This is a genomic window from uncultured Butyricimonas sp., assembly GCF_959596855.1.
In the GTDB taxonomy this organism is placed as follows: Bacteria; Bacteroidota; Bacteroidia; order Bacteroidales; family Marinifilaceae; genus Butyricimonas; species Butyricimonas muris.
Genome location: NZ_CAUFYA010000008.1, coordinates 81211 through 100162, shown reverse-complemented (window position 1 = coordinate 100162; position 18952 = coordinate 81211). Strand labels below are relative to the sequence as shown.

Sequence of the window (18952 nt, the reverse complement as noted above, 5' to 3'; positions counted from 1 at the left end):
TTAAATGTACTTAAACTGAAAACTATACCCCAAAGCCTGAACAACGCCATTATTCGTTTGTATATCAGTCGAATAAATCCTATTAACCGCCGTTCCCCCACGAGCGAAAAAATGTAAAGAAATTTCACCCATATCCGGCACTCCCTCGAAAGGTTGTTGATAAGTCCACATGAACAAGCGTCCTCCCAGCGTTCGATACTCGATACCGTCACTCTCCTCTCCCGTATACTCATCCCTCTTTCCCCGGGGCACATCTGCTAGCATAACACGTTGAGGTATAATCAACTTAGAAAGTGTATTTTGACAAAATTCCACCGGAATATCGGTCACTTTTTCATATCCATTTTCTATCATATACAAACGGATACTGTAATTAGTCACACCCAAAAAAGTTATTTGCTCGTGCTCACCTTTTCCTTCGAACAAATCTTTCAATCCGGCATGTTCAATCATAATAATCGTGGAATCCCAATCCCAAGGTTGTGTATGTAAATATTCCCACATCGAACAATCATGAACACCATTCGCCAACTCGCCTTCATGATAATTCCACTTCGTGCACGATCCCAATAACATGATCAATGCAACCCCTTTTAATAAATATATTAATTTTGCCATTGCCAATAAGTATTTTGAGTCATCAACGTATTTTTAGTAAACGCACCCACGCCAACCGGTGCGTACAACGCTCCATTTTTCACATCTTGATCTGTTAGAGTCGTGAAATTACCATACAACACCTCTTTCCAATAACCGTTACGAACGATATCGAAATAATATTGCCCTTCACCGAAAAGCTCGCGTCTTCGCTCATCAAAAATTTCCCGACGCAAAGATTCTTTATCTTTGGAACCCGTGTAATCTCCCAACTCCGCACGATATCGAACCGTATTTAAATCATTTACAGCCGTTGCCATCTCCAGATTCACGCGACACTCCGCTCTCAACAAGATCAAATCGGCCAATCGCCAAATGACCCAATCGCCATCCGTTGCGATAACGACTTCACCGGCCCACGATGTCACCTCCTCACTCGTCTGCTTAATCACGTCCCTCCACTTGGCAATATGCGCATAAGGGGTTACCTCACGTCCCACCTCGATCTCTTCCTCAGTTTCCTCATCATACTCATACACAGGATAAGTCAATTCTCCCAACTCGAACCAGAATTCTCTCCGACGGGCATCCACCTCTTCCGGATAAATGCTTTTAACCGTCTCCACGGTAATCTTTACATATTCATCCCAACTATCATTTACAATATTAGCAATCGCCGCTTCATCTGTCGTCGTGTAAGGATAACTCATCAACATCTGTCCCGGCAACTCGGTCTTCAATTCTGACCACCATTTGCGATCAACATCCAAAGGATCATTATCAATACAAAAAATCGTTTCCCTGCTATTCCGATTCGCACCGAACACGTTTGAAATCAAACCATCCATGCTCTCCAACTCGTACACACCGCATTTACCGTCAATCACTTCCGACGCATACCGTTCCGCTTCCTCCCAGTACTCTTTTTCATGAGTCAAACCTCCTAACCAAGCATAAATATTCGCCAATAACGTATTTACCGTTCCAAGACTCGCGTATTGCTTGGAAGTAATCTTACTCCCGTTAGCATTAATCAATTTATCATGAGTAGGAAGCGTCAAAGCCAATTTTGCCTCTCTCAACGCTTCGTTCAAAACTTCCAATGCCGGTTTCTTACCTTCCGGTTCAATGGATTCCGAACTTTTGGCAATAGGAGCATCCCCCCAGATTTGAGCTAACCGAAAATAAGCAAGAGCTTTAGCGAAATGAGCTTGCCCTAACCAAAACTCCGTGCGCTCTTTTGAAATATTTTCAAAGCGGTATTCGTTTTCCAGCATCACATTTGCCAAGTAAATCACGTTATAAAATTCCCCCCACTCTATATCCAACACCATGCTCTCGTCATCCAAATAAGTAAATGGATCCAACGTGCGGAATCCCTCGTAATACATCCCGACATTATCCGCATCAATCGAAATATAAAAATAGGGTTGAGTTCCCATACAAACCGACTTCATGGAAGCCAAGATGCCATTATACATCGCTTCAACTTCACTCTCGTTCTTGAAATAATTAACGAAAGTCACCGAATCTTCCGGCTCAACCGTCAACCAATCATTACATGAAAGCAATGGAATAAACAATAATAATATTAATAATTTCTTCATTGGGCTACATTTTAAAAATTAACCGTTAATCCAATAGTAAATTTCCGAGGTAACGGGTAAGAATTCAAATTATCTTTTCCAGTCTTAAGATCTATCAATTCCGGATCCAACCCCGAATAGTTAGTCAACGTGAACAAATTCTCTCCCGTGATAAAAACACGCGCCCCGGATATACCGATTTTCTTTGCGATATTCTGGTGCAAATTATAACCTAATGTCAATTGTTTCAAGCGTATAAAACTTACATTCTCTATATCACAATCATACAAACCACTATATTGATTCGGTTCGTAATAATACTGTGCTTTAGGATAATCCGCTTTTTTAGAATCTGCCCCGTTCCAAATATTCACGTCATTCATATCAACAAACAACGGTCTTCCCGCTTTGGAAGGCTCTAACGCCACGTCATCATAAAGTTTCAACACGTGACGCCCCAAAGAGTAATTAAAGAATATATTCAAATCAAAGTTTTTCCAACGCAACTCGTTTATCCAACCGCCATGAGCTATAGGTAGCGGACTAGCTGCATAATACATATCTACATCCTGTCCGATTCTTCCATCTCCATTCAAATCGAGAATCTGTCGGCTACCCGGTGTAAACACAGCATACATAGCATTCCCATATAACGGTTGAGGCTCTCTTTGTGCATTATAATAAACAGGCACTTCATCAAACGAACTGTAAAAACCATCCGTTTTATACACTTTCAGCTGATTCAAGGGTTTACCTATCACTTGATTTTCGAAATCAAAACCGTCCGCACTCTTCTCAAAACGATTCCAGTTCCGTGAAAGATTATACTTCATTCTCCATTTCACCGCCGTATTTCTCAAAATATCGGCTTCCAATTCCAATTCTATACCTTGATTCGAAATCGCCATCCCGTTTTGCCACTGAAAACCATGGAAATAAATATTTCCCGGCAACTCTATCCGATTTAATTGACCTGTCGTATAGCGATAATAATAATCCAAAACCAAACGCAAACGGTAATCGAAGAAACTCAAATCCAACCCTAAATCATATTGATCCGTCTCTTCCCAACTTAATTTCTTATTGATAACCCCTCCACTAATATCGGGAACAATACCGGCTGAGCCATGGAACGTTCCACTTGCCATCAATAATCCTTGCGACAAGTAACGTTGCCCGAACTTTTGCCCGGAAGTACCCCAGCTAGCTCGAATTTTACCGAAACTCAACCAATAACACGATTGCATGAATGCCTCATCCGAAAATGTCCAACCGATAGCAAAAGCGGGAAAGGTTGCCCAACGCACATTCTCCCCGAAGACAGAAGAACCATCCCGACGAATAGTCGCCTCAAACATATACTTCTCTTTGAAATTATATGTCAAACGCCCGAAATAACTATTCATACGCTCCTCCGAAAAAGAAGATTCATACTCAAACGCAGACTCGTAAAAAGGATCTCCCTCTCCTGACACATTCGTGTTATTCAACCCGTAATTACCACCCCATCCGGTTCCCACGTAATGTATTTTATCATTGGGACCGTTTTTCCCAGTTCCTTTATTATTAAAAGACTGATCTTTTTGGAACGACAACCCTAACATAACATTAAAATTATGCTTATTCAAATAACTAAAGGAATAAGTCAATAAATTCTCGTTCAATATCGACAAATCTCTCGAGATTGTCCCTTTTGATTCCGAAAAATGAGTATAAGCATCTAAACTGGCTGGTTTAAAAGTATTCTGATTCTGCTGGTTATAATCAACTCCCGCTGAAACCTTCAAATGCAAATTACGAATCAATTCGTAATCAAAAACCATATTATAACGCAAAGAATAACTCTGATTTTTCTCCGAAACCTCATTCAACTTCTTGGCCATACTCATCCCGAATTCACCTCCTCCCGGCAACAAAGTCGATGTCTTTTTCGGGTCAGAACTAACGCTTTCTATTTTTTGAGCACCATGTCCGGCATTAGAGCCTCGACTACGGTCACTATACGTAAGTCCCAACTGCGTATCCATACGCAAACGTTTAGTCGGATACGCCGTTAAATTGGAAATCACATTAAAACGCGTAAATCCGGTATTAATAACAATCCCCTCCTCATCATAATAACCGGCACCCACAATATAACGTACATTATCGTTACCACCGGAGGCCTGTATATTGGCATTAACCACGTTAGCGGTTTGATAATTCAACCGATACCAATGAGTTGAATTATTATAAAAAGCATTCAAACTATCCTGCAAAACGATTGCATCCTGACGAGTGGATGCGTTACCCCAGAACCAATCGTACATCGGACCATTCGGTTTTCGAATACTCAATACCTCTTCATAAGAAGTCGGCATCTTCCACTTTCCATCGGCAGTCTTATAAGGCAATACCGTATTGCGCAAAGCATTCAAATGGTACATTCTCTCGTAACTTCCCCCGTACTGCACGGGTGCTTTAGGCAACCAAGATGCGGAATACGATACATTCACGTTAAACTGGGCTCTACCGGCACGCCCCTTCTTCGTGGTAATCAAAATTACCCCGTTACCGGCACGAGAACCGTAAATTGCCGCGGAAGCCGCATCCTTCAACACCTCAATAGACTCAATCATCGAAGGATCCAAATCAGACAGTGTATTTGCCCCGGTAACAGCCGAAGTAAAGGATTGCATCGGGATTCCGTCAATCACGTACAAAGGAGTACCGTAGCCCCTGTCTGATCCTTCTCCATCCACAAACAACGAATTGTAACCTCTAATCGCCACAATCGCACCACCACCACCGGGAGAACCGGAAATATTATTTACCTCGACACCCGCCATGTGCCCCTGCAGCAAATTCTCCAGACTATGCGTCGGCAATTCCTTCAAATCATCCCCCTTCACGGAAGATATGGCACTAACCACCGTACGTTTCTTCTGGGAACCGTAAGCAACCACCTGCACCTCATCCAACCCGGATATATCCTCCTGCATCTTCACAACCAACAACTTATCTGCAGTGTAAGCCACTTTCTGGGTCTTAAACCCGATAAAAGAAAACACGAGATACCCTTTTTCTTTGGGTAACGGCAATACAAAACGTCCTGCCGTATCCGTTGCCGTTCCCACTTGAGTACTATCCAGCATCACGGTAACCCCGGGCATAGGCACATTCTTCTCGTCAACCACCTGCCCCTTGATGATATACGTCTTTTTCTTATTATCATCCGCAGCCGCACGAATAATTACCACATTATCATCATAAGAGAAAGTCAAACCTAACGAAGGCAACCATTCCTTCAACACCTCATCCAAAGACTTGTTTTCCACCTTCAAACTCACCTTCCCTTTTTGTTGTATCATCTGATTATTATACAGAAAATCACAACCGGACTGTTGACCGAGTTCCGTAAAAATAGTCTTCAACGAAACATTCTCCATCTCCAGATTAATCACAGTTTGCTGTGAATAAACATTCGCTTGCACCGAGATGAAAAAAACAAACTGAAAAAGACAAAACAATTTCATAAAGATTAACATTTTCCGAACAGGAATCTTGCACAAAGCCCTTATTCGAATTCGACTTTTTTGCATACTTTTGTTTTTTAAGATTATACCATGTACAACAACTACCTAACACGCATTTGTTGTACTTTATCTAAAGTTGGGGATTGGGGAATCCCCAACTTTCATTTTTCTTTAATAATTACATTCTTTCCATTTACTTCAAACACCACCAACCCGGTCTGTTCGAGCTTTTCAAACAAACTCACCACCTCATCATACCGTCTCAAACGTCCCGTAAATTCCAATGATTTAACACCCGGGTTCTGATAAAAAACATTCAAATCATACCACAACGCTAACGTCTCCATAATATCCTCCAGCGTCATCTGGTCAAACTTGTAATATCCATCTTTCCACGCCGTGTACAATTTTGTATCCACCTGTTTAACCTCAAACCTACCATCCTCGATATCATAAATTGCCTGTTTCCCCGGACTCACCTCCACAGACTCCCTTCCATCCGTCAACTGAATTTTCCCCTCTTCCAGTGTCGTTTCTATTCTCCCGCGTCCCGGATAAGCCGTCACGTTAAAAGAAGTTCCCAAGACCTGAATCTGCACATCACCTGCCTGCACGAAAAAAGGACGTCGCTCATCTTTCCGAACTTCAAAATAAGCCTCTCCTTTCAACTTAACCTCTCGCTTATCTCCCGCGAAAACAACCGGATAACTAATTTCCGACCCCGCATTCAAAAACACTTTCGTCCCATCCGCCAAAACGACATTATACTCCGATCCCCGGGGAATAACCAATGTATTGAACTCCACCTTTTCGGGAGCCACAGAATCCGTTGACGTATACCTCAAAGTCGCATTCTCATTCGCGATTTGCACGCTATCCTCACGAATAAACTTTCCATCATACTTCTCAAGCTCCACTACCTCCCCCGTGTTCAACTTCAAATGAGCTATACTCGTGTTCACGTTCTGTCGCAAATCTCGCGGAACAACTTGATTTTCCTGATTCGTCCCCAGCCACCTGTACAACAACACACTACACAACAAAACAGCTATTGCAGCCGCCACGGAATAACTCCATCGAATTTTCAACTTCCTGCCAGCACGTCTGGATACCACCTTCGCCTCTATCTTTTTCATAACGGACGCTCCCCTCGTCCCCGGAGCCTCTTTTACCAACCGAGCACTTCGAAACATCCCCCGTAGCACTTCCACCTCCTTCTCCCCATCATGATCTCGCAACCAAGCCTCCACCTCTTGCCGCTCACTTTCCGACAAGACTTCACCGGACAAATAAGCTGCTATTATTTCACTGATTCTATCATCCATATTAATTCCTTTTCACTAAAGGAACCTAACTATTGATTTCGGGTGACAGCAGATATTATTTTTTTCCTAAAAAAAATAACAACGTCAAATAATCATCCGTTTTCAACGCTTTACGCAAGAATTGCAAAGACCTCCCCATCTGAGTTTTCACCGTGTTAATGCTAACACCTAATTGAGCTGCCACTTCTTGATATTTCATACCTTCCATACACACCATATGCAATATGCGTCTACGCTCTTCCGGCAAGGATTCCATCGAACGATACAACTTCTCCACCAATTCCGGATCCCCCCCTTCCTCTTCATCATACAACTCCTCCCGAATCACATCATGTTTATCCTCCCGTCGCCTCGTGTTCCGCAAATAATTCAAACAACCGTGCTTCACAGCAGAATAAAGATAGTGCTCCAAACTACCGCGCAAACTATTAAAACGCCTGTTAGCCCAGAAATCAACAAAACACTCTTGAACAACATCCGCAGCCTCCTCTGCATCCCCCAACAATTGAGTTGCGAACAAAATTAACGGATCATAAAATGAAGCATACAACAAACGAAATCCTTGCTGCTCATTCTTTCTAAATAACAATAATATCTCCTCGTTGTTTCCCATTTTTATGACCAAACTTATTTTCGGGGCTAAAATAACAAAACTCCTTATTTATTTACTCATTTCACACACTTTTTTTAGATTTAACCACCTATCTTAAACAATATTCATGTATCACTATCACCTACCACCCAGAATCATACACGAAAAAAGAGGAGGTGTTTTGACACCCCCTCTTCATCTAATTTATCTTTCTGCAAACCTATTTCTTTTCCTTAATTACAATCTTATCTTCCGCCTTGTCGTATTCCACGTCAAGCTCCGTACCTTCTGCCACGCCTTTGATGATAACCTCTGCCAGTTCATCTTCAAGGTATTTCTGGATAGCACGTTTCAACGGGCGGGCACCGTATTGCGGATCGTAACCTTTCTCGATAATAAAATCTTTCGCCTCTTTCGAGATCGTGATCACCAATCCTAAATCGTTTACCCGTTTGAACAAGCCTTTCAACTCGATATCAATAATCTTGTAAATATCCTCTTTCGTCAAAGAGTTGAACATGATAATATCGTCAATACGATTCAAGAACTCCGGGGAGAATGTGTTCTTCAAGGCCTTCTGCACGATACCTTTAGCGTAATCGCTATTCTCGGTCATATCTTGAGAACCGAAACCTATTCCGCGGCCAAAATCTTTCAACTGCCGGCTTCCGATATTGGACGTCATGATAACGATCGTGTTCTTGAAATCAATCTTTCGTCCCAAACTGTCCGTCAATTGTCCGTCATCCAACATTTGCAACAAGATATTGTACACGTCCGGGTGAGCCTTCTCGATCTCGTCCAGCAATACCACTGAATACGGTTTCCGCCGTACTTTTTCAGTCAACTGACCTCCTTCCTCGTATCCCACGTATCCCGGAGGCGCCCCGACCAATCGGGAAACGGCAAACTTCTCCATGTACTCGCTCATGTCGATACGAATCAACGCGTCCTCCGAATCAAACAAGTAACGGGCCAGCACCTTCGCCAACTGGGTTTTACCGACACCGGTCGGTCCCAAGAATATAAAGGAACCTATCGGACGATTCGGGTCTTTCAACCCCGCACGATTCCGGTGAATAGCTTTCACGATCTTCTCGATAGCCTCTTTCTGCCCGACAACACTATCCTCCAACTCGTCGTGCATCTGCAACAACTTCATCCCCTCCGTCTTGGCAATACGCTGTACCGGAACTCCCGTCATCATGGCAACCACTTCGGCAATATGCTCCTCGGTCACGGTTACCCGGTTTTCTTCCAGATCACGTTCCCAATTCACTTTCTCGTCCTCCAATTGCTTCAACAACTGACGCTCCTTATCCCGAAAAGCGGCAGCCACCTCGAAATTCTGTTGTTTCACGGCGTCCTTCTTCTTCTCCTTCACCTCTTCCACATCCTTCTCCAACCGCTCGATAATCGGGGGGACATTGATATTGGAAATATGTACTCTCGAACCCGCCTCGTCCAAAGCGTCGATCGCCTTGTCAGGCAAAGCCCGATCGGAAATATATCTCATGGTCAACTTCACGCAAGCCTTGATGGCATCGTCCGTGTAGCGCACGTTATGATGATCCTCGTAACGGGACTTGATATTATTCAAAATCTCCACGGTTTCCTCGACAGAGGTCGGCTCTACCAGTACTTTCTGGAAACGACGTTCCAAAGCCCCGTCCTTCTCAATATTCTGACGGTACTCGTCCAAAGTCGTCGCACCGATACATTGTATCTCCCCGCGAGCCAACGCGGGTTTCAGCATATTGGCTGCATCCAGACTACCGCCGGAGCCCCCGGCACCCACGATCGTGTGAATCTCGTCAATAAACAGGATAATATTCCGGTTCTTCGCCAACTCCGCCAGTATCGCCTTCATTCTCTCCTCGAACTGTCCGCGGTACTTGGTACCCGCCACGATAGAAGCGATATCCAACGAGATCACCCGCTTGTCAAACAGCACGCGGGACACTTTCTTTTGGATGATACGCAAAGCCAGTCCTTCGGCGATAGCCGATTTGCCGACACCCGGGTCACCGATCAATACCGGATTGTTCTTCTTCCGGCGGCTCAATATCTGGGCCAGCCGTTCGATCTCCCGGTCACGCCCCACGATAGGGTCAAGCGTCCCCTCTTCTGCCGCCTTCGTGATGTCTATACCGAAATTATCCAATACCGGAGTATCGGATTTCGACGATACCGGACCACCTTGGCGATATGGGTTATACATGGATGCATCATCATCCCCGTCTTCCGGGTCATCCCCCTCGTCGTTAAACTCGGACTGCATCCGCATCTTTTCCTTCAAGACCGCCTCCTTGAAAGTGTCATAGTCAATATCCATTGATTTAAACAGCTTCGTCACGAACCCGGCTTGATTCTTCAAAATAGCCAGCATCACGTGTTCCGAATCCAATTCATCATCTCCCAAATCCCATGCTTCCTCTGAAACACGCTTCAGCACGCTATTCGCCGCCAACGTGAAATCCAATTCCTCCACCTTGTCCGACTTATAGCGTTTACCATCCAGACGTTGCTCTATCTTATCTTTCACCTCGTAAAAATCCAACCCTAAAGACATCAATATATCAACCGCCCTTCCACTTCTCAACTTCAATAAGCCCAGAAACAAATGCTCCGGGTAAATCTTCGAATTACCCAGCCGCTTCGCTTCTTCACCTGCCGAAGTCATGATCTGTTTTAGTCGTCTTGTATCTTCTTTTCCCATATTCTTATACCGCCTTTCACGGTCCTCACTTATTACAATTTTAATCTCGTAAAGGTACTATTTATCATTCAATCTCCAAACTAGAGTTTATAAAATGTCCTCTTCAAACCTTATGAACCTTATAGACTCATTAATGTGTTAAACTCTTTTTCGTTCAAAATAGTTACATTTAACTTCTGTGCTTTTTGCATTTTGCTCCCGGCATTTTCCCCGGCGAGCAGGTACGTGGTCTTACTTGAAACAGAATCACTGACTTTCCCGCCCGCTTTCAGAATAACAGCCTTGTAATGTTCCCGCGGCAAAGAAAGAGTTCCCGTGATCACGAACGTCATGCCCGCCAATTGATCGGACTCTCCCTCTTCTTCCTGTATCATTCCGCTAATACCATATTGCAAAAAGCGTTCCATCATCTCACGGTTCTCGTTTTTCTCGAAATAGCGAACCACACTTCCCGCCATCTGATCGCCGATATCTTCCACTTCCGTCAACTGTTCAAACGTGGCATCCATCAGCACCCGCAGGTCTTTAAAATGCCGTGCCAAATTACGGGAAGCCGTTTCCCCGATATACCTAATTCCAAGAGAATTAATAAATTCCGGCAAATTCCGTTGCTTCGATTTCTCGATCCCGGCAATCAAATTATCCACCGATTTTTCCTGCAAACGATACACGCTTAACGTGTTTATCTTCCGAATAAACTTATCTTTCCCCTGTAAAAAACGATAAATACGCTCGGCATCCTCACGTGACAATTCGTCAGTTTCCGCAATTTCGTCCGCGGTTGCCGTGTAAAGCCGGTAGATATAATCAAACTTAACAGACAGCAATTCAGACTTATGAAAATCTATCCCCGGTATATCCAGCGCGTAAATCACCGTATCCAACGGTATCATATCAACATCACCCGCCTGCTTCAACCGCTCCAGCGGCTCATTAAAAGGCATCCGGAAATATTCCAGTATCTTGTTGATATTCTTTTCCCTGTCCCCGGGGAACTGCAAGTCCGTCAACGCCAGCAACTCCTCTTTCGTGGCGGAAGCCAATCCCGGAAGCCCCCCGAAACGTCCCGCCAACACCTCCGCGTTCTTTGCCGAAATATTCTTCACCCCGATCTCGAAAGCGTATATCACCCTTGACAGCGGTATACTCGTCATCACGTAACTCTCCGGGTACAGAATCTTTTCCAACCCGATCAATTCTGCCCGTTTGGCAGGTAGCGTATAAATATCCGCGATATCCCTAATAAACCCTTTCGTGAGCAGCAAATCAATCGTTTCGCTTCCCATCCCCTCTATATCCATCGCTTTCCGGCTCACGAAATGCTCCAGTTTCCCGGCTATCTGCGGCGGGCAATGATCCTCGTTCGGGCAATAATGATTCGCCTCCCCCTCGTTCCGAATCAATTCCGTGCCACATTCCGGACAACGGGTAATAAATTCAATCGCGGGTGCATCCGGCAATCTTTTCTCCACGTCAACCCCGACAATCTTGGGAATAATCTCCCCGCCCTTCTCCACGTACACCATATCGTGCAAATGCAAATCCAGTTCCCGGATAATATCCTCGTTGTGCAATGAAGCACGCTTCACCGTGGTGCCCGCGATATGCACGGGTTCCAAATTAGCCACCGGGGTGATTGATCCGGTACGTCCCACTTGGTAATCCACGCTCAACAAGCGGGTTTCCACCCGTTCAGCCTTAAACTTGTACGCCACAGCCCAACGGGGCGACTTCGCCGTGTAGCCCAATTGCATCTGTTGCTTGATACTGTTTACCTTAATCACGATACCGTCTATCGGCACCGGCAGATTCTTCCGGTCGACATCCCATTTATGTATAAAATCCAACACTTCGTCCAGAGTATGACACACCTCCATGTAAGGCGGTACATTGAACCCCCACTCCCGCGCTTTCATCAGATTCCCGTAATGCGTGGCTGTCAGCGTGATCTCTCCCGGAACATAATACAAGTAACAATCGAGTTGTCTTTTCGCCACGACAGACGAATTCTGCAACTTCAATGTCCCGGCGGCGGCATTCCGGGGATTGGCGAACAAAGCCTCTCCCGCCTCCAAACGTTCCTCGTTCAGCCGGTTGAACACGGCAAAGGGCATCAGTATCTCACCCCTTATCTCAAATTCCGCGGGATACCCCTCTCCCTGCATTTTCAAGGGCACTGTCCGGATTGTCCGCACGTTTGCCGTCACGTCATCCCCTTTCACCCCGTCCCCCCGGGTAGAGGCAACCTGCAAATGCCCTTCCTCGTAACGCAAACTGATTGACGTCCCGTCATATTTTAATTCACAAACGTATTCCACCTCATCCCCGCCGATACCTTTACGCACGCGCTCGTCAAAATCCCGTATTTCCTGTTCGCTGTACGTATTTGACAATGACATCATTCCATACTTGTGCGCCACTTGCACAAACTCGTTATTCGTATCGTTACCCACTCGCTGAGTAGGCGAATTGGGATCGTACATCTCGGGATGCTTCGCCTCCAAATCCTCCAACTCGCGCATCAACTTGTCAAACTCAAAATCCGATATCACCGGAGCATTCTTCATGTAATACAAATAATTGTAACGCTCCAATTCCTTTCTCAATTCCAGTATTCTCTCTTTTTCCATCATTTTCCAGTTTTTGCCTGCGGTAAGTTACAAGTTGCAAGTTACATTTGCCTACGGCAAGTTGCAGGTTATCATATCGTATCCGGATAAATCCCAACCATTCAATCGTAAATCTAAAATCATAAATCTAAAATCGAACAGCCGTTTCGCAAAGATAATCGTTCTTCGTGGAGTATCATATCAAAAAAAAATATATTTTAGCAGACTATTTACAAGTAAACAAACTACAAGCATACACTTATGAAATATTACTATACACTGAAAAATGCCAGAATCCTCTTCATCAGCATACTATTCACGCTTCTGTTTATTATTCCGGCAAAAGCCCAATTTGTAGACCTCGGGCAAGACCCTTGCAGCACCCGCTGGCGACAAATCAAGACAGACAATTTCCAAATTATCTACCCCGACTTCTTCGAGCAGAACGCCCAATACCTCGCCAACATTTACGCGAAACTCTACGCCCATGCCAACACGCTAGGCATCAAAGCAAAAAAAATGTCCATGATCGTCCGGGCAAACGGAGGTATATCCAACGGAAACGCCGGTTGGGCACCTAAAAAAAGTGAACTCTACACGGCTCCCCCTCAAGACGTCAGCGATGATTGGCTGGAACACCTGTGCATACACGAATTTCGCCACGTCGTGCAATACGACAAGGTGAACCAAGGATTCACGAAAGCATTATATTACATTTTCGGGGAACAAATCACCATGGCCGTCATCGGGGTATACGTCCCCATGTGGTTTCTGGAAGGGGATGCCACGGTCTTCGAGACCTCCGTCGGTCATAGCGGACGAGGACGCTCCCCCGAATTTCTGAACGAAATGAAAGCCCAAATCACGGAAAAAGGCATCTACACCTATTACAAAGCCGTGCTGGGCTCGTACAAGGATTTCGTCCCGAACCGCTACACACTCGGCTACTACATGGTCGGCAACAGCCGCATCCACTACGGTCCCAGCATCTGGCAGGACGCGTTGACACGTGTCGGCAAACGCCCGTACGGCATCACGCCTTTTGCCCGTAGCCTGAAACTCACGCTAAACGAAAAGCGGGATTCCTTGTGGAACACCCGACACTTCCAGTCCCTTTTCATCCACCCGGACAGCGTGAAAAAGGCAAACACCTATTGCGATGCCAAACGTACCCTATACCGGGACAACTTCAGCGAACTGCAACAAATCTGGAAACGGGAAGCCGATCAAGTGAACCACTTGTTCGACACCATTCCCACCCGCAATGAACTATACGCGAACTACCACTACCCCGTGCCAACCCCCACGGGCGAAGTCATTGCCTACAAAGAAGGATTGGCACAGGAAGGCGCCCTCGTGTTTCTTAAACCCGCGGGCGACGAGATAATTACCCGCACGGGTACTTTATACGATTACAAATTCGCGTACAACAATCACACACTCGTGTGGTCTGAATACAAGGCGCACCCCCGCTGGCAACAAGGTGGAAAAATGGTACTCGCCACGTATGACCTGCTATGCGACAAATACCGCCGCCATCCGGCTCGCCAGAACCGTTACGCCCCGTTTACCGTGGACGACAACTGGGGATTCGTCGAGGTCGATAAAGAAAATCAAGCCTCTCTCGTGATCATGGATGCCCGCTTGAAAAAAGAACTTTTCCGCTTGAAAGGAAACGGCACGGAATTATTCGTGCATCCCTCCCACGACGGTCAAGGCAATATCATCACCATCGTTGTCGACACGCACGGCAAACACATCGAATCCGTGAATATACGCACCGGAAAACGCACACCATTGACGGCAAACACACCCTACGAGATTGACAACCCCGTCGCCGCGGGCAACCGGATCATCTACCGGGGAGCCTTCGACACGAACAACTCGTTCTACTGTCAAGATCACCCGAACGATTTCGGTCACAACGCCTTGAACGCCAAATTCGGATTGCGCTATCCCCAACTGTCCCCCGGCAAAGACTCTCTTTATTTCTCGTTCTACACAGCGGACGGTTACAAACCGGCGAAAATAGCCGTCAACCGACTCGAGAACAACCCGATAGAAAAAGAAAAATTCCCTATCGCGAACACCGTGACACAACAGGAGGACTGGCAATTCGCGTTAAATACCGACTCCACCTATGTCAGTCGGAAATACAACAAAACCCTCCACCTGTTCAACTTCCATAGCTGGGGTCCCATATTTCCGGATGTAGACGACACGGATGTTGATTTCGGTATTGCCGCCAGCTCACAGAATAAACTCAGCACGCTATTCCTCACTGCCGGATACGTGCGGGGCAAGGGATACAAACACGGCAATTGGCAAGTGAAAGCATCTTACAAAGGATTCTGGCCAATACTGGACTTGGAATTCAAAAGCGGACGCAACGACGACTTGTCCCAATCCTACGTGATAAATGACCAACAAACACAACAGAAAGACACGGTACGCGTGATTTACAAATCACAATACACCAAAGGAACCGCAACCCTGCAATTCCCTTTCAACCTGTCCAGAAAAAACTACTACCACAACATCATACCTTACGTGAGATACGAATTACAAACCATCCATGACTATCACAACAAAAACGCCTATCTCCTGTCAAACCGCCGTTGGCAATCCATCCCGACCAACCACCCCTACGTCGGTATTATCGGGAAGCCGGACAATATCACGCTTCAAATCATGCGCTACGGGCTTATCCTAAGCAACCAAACCCGCATGAGCGAACGGGACATCAACCCTCGCTGGGGACAACGTTTAACCTTCGGGTACCAGCATACTCCTTTCGAGAATCTGGATTACGGCAATTCGACATGGGTAGAGGGGCGTTTCTATTTCCCCGGCTTCGCTCCCCACCATTCTTTTTTCCTCTATTTGGGACATCAGGACAAATCCCTGAAAGACCGGAGTTATTACAGCAATCAAATCCAGTCGCCCCGCGGGATCTCCCTGTACGGGTATGACCTCTCCACCCTGCACACCACGTACAGGATGCCGATTTGCTACCCGGACGCCCACGTGGGTCCCATCCTGTACATGAAACGAATCACGGCAGCCGCGTTTTTTGATGTCGGGCACGAGAAAAACCAATATTACAAAAAGACATTCTACTCCTACGGTATAGAGGCAACGGTCGATACTCATTTCTTCCGCCTCCCGTTCCCCATGAATCTGGGGTTCCGTTTAGGATACGAAACTAAAAAACAGTCCATGTTCGCGGACATGATATTCTCCGTGAGCTTCACTATCTAAACGACACGTCCCCCCGACCGAGAGTAGACATGTCAAAACGCTTTTCTCCTGCCCTACTACCCCGTAACAAGGATTTTGGGCGGGTATTGGGCGGCTTGTAGGCGGCATCGCCCACTCATTGCCCACACTTAGCCCACTTATAGCCCACGTTTTAGTAAGAAATAAACATGTTTAACATTCAGACACAATCACACCAAACCACCCCACGGGCGGGCATTAAAACACCGCCGCACACCCGATATGCCAGCCTTCCCCTAAATAAAGTATTGACTCAAGGTAGAATCCCCACCGTCTTCGGAAAGAATTTAGTTACCCTCCGCCTTCGGAAAACCCTTGTAATCCCTCCATCTAAAATCTAAAATTCAAAATTTAAAATCTAATTCAGGCAATCTTGTTGAAAATCCGGATTACTTTATCTAACTTAGGAGCAACCAAAAAACACAATTATGACTCTAAAAGAAGTTGCCGTATTACTTAACGCCCGGATAATCCACGAAAACGGTCATCTCGACAAGGTTATCCGCCACGCCTTCGCTGCCGACCTGATGAGCGACGTACTTCGTTTGGATACCAGCGAAATGCTGCTTATCACGGGACTTGCCAACCTGCAAGTCATCCGGACGGCGGAAATGTCAGATATCTGCTTTGTTCTGTTCGTTCGGGGAAAACAAGCCTCCCCCGACATGATAGACTTGGCAAAAGAATGTAACATTGCCATATTACAATGTAAACAAAGCATGTTCAAGGTATGCGGCGAATTGTACAAGGCCGGGCTGGAACCCATTTATTAAAACAACAAACATGGAATTTAGCTACAACATCGAAGGAGGAAACTTTTCCCGAGCCGGATCTGCTTCCAGCGAAGTAAAAAAAATACTCAAACAACTGAATGTCAACCCATCGGTACTAAAACGTATCGTTGTGGCACTCTACGAGGCTGAAGTGAACGTCGTCGCCCACGCTTACGAGGGCACGATGCAGGTAACCATCGCCCCAACCGTGATCACTGTCGTTATCAACGACCGGGGACCCGGCATACCGGACATCGAATTAGCCATGCAGGAAGGTTATTCCACGGCTTCCCCGGAAGTCCGGGAAATGGGTTTCGGCGCAGGGATGGGACTCCCGAACATACAAAAGAATTGCGACCGGTTAAGCATAGAATCAAAAGTAAACGAGGGAACGAAAGTGACCATGACAACGTATTTCAATTGAAAATGAAAAATTGAAAATTGAAAATGAAAAAACTCCTCCGTCAGCTTCGCTGACACCTCCTCTATAAACAGAGGAGGAGCTGGTGAATCTTGCCAAAGACGGTAATAGAAATTAAGAATGTAGAATGAAGCGTTGGCAGGTGGGGAGAAATCTAAAATCTAAAATCATTAAATCTAAAATTAATAGATGGAACCGTTTTACCACGCCTTGAAAGTAGCCCCGACCGCCTGTATCGGATGCACGCATTGCATGAGTCTATGCCCGACTCAAGCGATACGCATTCAAGACGGTTTGGCCACGATAAACAAAAACGCCTGTGTTGACTGTGGCATGTGCCTCAAGTCCTGCCCCAGACACGCGATATACGTGGAGCAAGACGATTTCAACCAAATATTCAACTTCAAACACAGGATTATTCTCCTGCCCACCGTGCTTTTCGGGCAATTCTCCGAAGAGATCACCGAGCAACAAATCTTCGCGGAACTCCACTCGATGGGATTCACGCAAGTCATTGAAGTGGCTCAAGCGTCGGGAATCCTAACAAAAGCGATGCGCAACTACATGCAGAAAAACTCGCACGACAGACCGTTCATCTCGGCATTCTGCCCCGCGGTCGTGCGATTAATACAAGTACGTTTCCCCTCGCTGATAGACCATATCATCCCGCTCAAACAAGCCATGGATCTGGGAGCCATTTTTGTACGGAAAAAATACATCGACCAAGGTATTTCACCCGAAGACGTGGGTATCTTTTACGTGACTCCCTGCGCGGCAAAAATTGCCGCCGTGAAAAGTCCCGTGGGAGATGACGAATCGAATATCGACGGGGTTATCAATCTCGATTTCATATACAACAAAATACAAATGGGACTCACGCAACACCGGGACCAACCCGTCAATCCCGTTTCGGAACAAACTTACTTGTCCCCGGAGTCCATCGCATGGGCATTAACCGAAGGGGAAGCATCCAAATTTGAAGGACGCTGCCTCGCTATCGACGAGATTCACAACGTGATAGACATCCTCGAGAAACTGGAAAACGATGAATTGACCGATATCGACTTTCTGGAATTGAGGGCGTGCGACCACTCCTGCGCGGGAGGTGCTCTGGCGGTCAACAATCGCTTCCTGACCATCGAGCGTCTGCGCAAGCGCATGGAAACCAGCGAAAAGGTCAATCGCACCACTTCCGACGATATCCAACAATACGAGTCATACCTCTTCAAGGAGGGACAACTAAGCGGAGAAATCCCGCCGCGCTCCATCGAGCAACTGGACGAAAACATGCTCGTTGCCATGGAAAAAATGCAAAAACTCAATCGCATCATGGGAGTCCTGCCCCAGATAGATTGCGGTGCTTGCGGCGCCCCGTCGTGCCAAACTCTTGCCCGCGATGTCGTGCAATGCAAGGCAAAACTCAACCAATGCGTCTTCATGCAAAAGATACTTTGCGCGGAAGACCTCATGACGCCCGACGAATCTCTCGAACTATCCGAGAAAACGTGGGGCATCAAACGATTTGAAAAATAAAAG

At 46.0% G+C, this 18952-nt stretch carries 11 protein-coding genes; 4 read left to right on the top strand and 7 right to left on the bottom strand.

What is annotated here, in order from left to right; genetic code table 11:
- The 7 genes from Q5866_RS05610 to ligA all read right to left on the bottom strand — a co-directional run bounded on the left by Q5866_RS05610 (position 1) and on the right by ligA (position 12967).
- Positions 1–618 carry a hypothetical protein gene (locus Q5866_RS05610; protein ID WP_099293497.1) on the bottom strand — a complete coding sequence of 206 codons (618 nt, stop codon included), beginning with the start codon at positions 616–618 and terminating at the stop codon, positions 1–3.
- Positions 606–2204: a RagB/SusD family nutrient uptake outer membrane protein gene (locus tag Q5866_RS05605; RefSeq protein ID WP_303179375.1), complete on the bottom strand. Its 1599-nt coding sequence runs from the start codon at positions 2202–2204 to the stop codon at positions 606–608. The genes Q5866_RS05610 and Q5866_RS05605 overlap by 13 nt, the downstream gene beginning before the upstream one ends.
- An 11-nt stretch (positions 2205–2215) precedes the next feature.
- On the bottom strand, positions 2216–5698 hold the full coding sequence (locus Q5866_RS05600) for a SusC/RagA family TonB-linked outer membrane protein (RefSeq protein WP_303179373.1): 3483 nt from the start codon (positions 5696–5698) through the stop codon (positions 2216–2218).
- A gap of 161 nt (positions 5699–5859) precedes the next feature.
- Positions 5860–7023: a FecR domain-containing protein gene (locus Q5866_RS05595; RefSeq protein ID WP_303179371.1), complete on the bottom strand. Its 1164-nt coding sequence runs from the start codon at positions 7021–7023 to the stop codon at positions 5860–5862.
- A gap of 55 nt (positions 7024–7078) precedes the next feature.
- The gene (locus Q5866_RS05590; RefSeq protein WP_303179369.1) at positions 7079–7636 is read right to left on the bottom strand and encodes an RNA polymerase sigma-70 factor; all 558 of its coding nucleotides are present in this window, start codon (positions 7634–7636) and stop codon (positions 7079–7081) included.
- A gap of 199 nt (positions 7637–7835) precedes the next feature.
- The gene (locus Q5866_RS05585; protein ID WP_303179367.1) at positions 7836–10334 is read right to left on the bottom strand and encodes an ATP-dependent Clp protease ATP-binding subunit; all 2499 of its coding nucleotides are present in this window, start codon (positions 10332–10334) and stop codon (positions 7836–7838) included.
- Between the two features lie 119 nt (positions 10335–10453).
- On the bottom strand, positions 10454–12967 hold the full coding sequence (gene ligA / locus Q5866_RS05580) for an NAD-dependent DNA ligase LigA (protein ID WP_303179366.1): 2514 nt from the start codon (positions 12965–12967) through the stop codon (positions 10454–10456).
- A 237-nt stretch (positions 12968–13204) separates the two neighbouring features.
- On the opposite strand from ligA, the gene Q5866_RS05575 reads away from it, so the two are divergent.
- The 4 genes from Q5866_RS05575 (at position 13205) to Q5866_RS05560 (ending at position 18949) form a co-directional block, all read left to right on the top strand.
- A complete protein-coding gene (locus Q5866_RS05575) occupies positions 13205–16204 on the top strand; it encodes a hypothetical protein (RefSeq protein ID WP_303179364.1) in 3000 nt (999 codons plus the stop codon).
- Positions 16205–16650: 446 nt separating this feature from the next.
- On the top strand, positions 16651–16995 hold the full coding sequence (locus tag Q5866_RS05570; RefSeq protein ID WP_099293512.1) for a DRTGG domain-containing protein: 345 nt from the start codon (positions 16651–16653) through the stop codon (positions 16993–16995).
- A 10-nt stretch (positions 16996–17005) separates the two neighbouring features.
- Positions 17006–17419, top strand: a complete 414-nt coding sequence (locus Q5866_RS05565; protein WP_099293514.1) for an ATP-binding protein — start codon at positions 17006–17008, stop codon at positions 17417–17419.
- 186 nt (positions 17420–17605) lie between these two features.
- On the top strand, positions 17606–18949 hold the full coding sequence (locus tag Q5866_RS05560) for a [Fe-Fe] hydrogenase large subunit C-terminal domain-containing protein (RefSeq protein ID WP_186976370.1): 1344 nt from the start codon (positions 17606–17608) through the stop codon (positions 18947–18949).
- Positions 18950–18952: the final 3 nt, after the last annotated feature.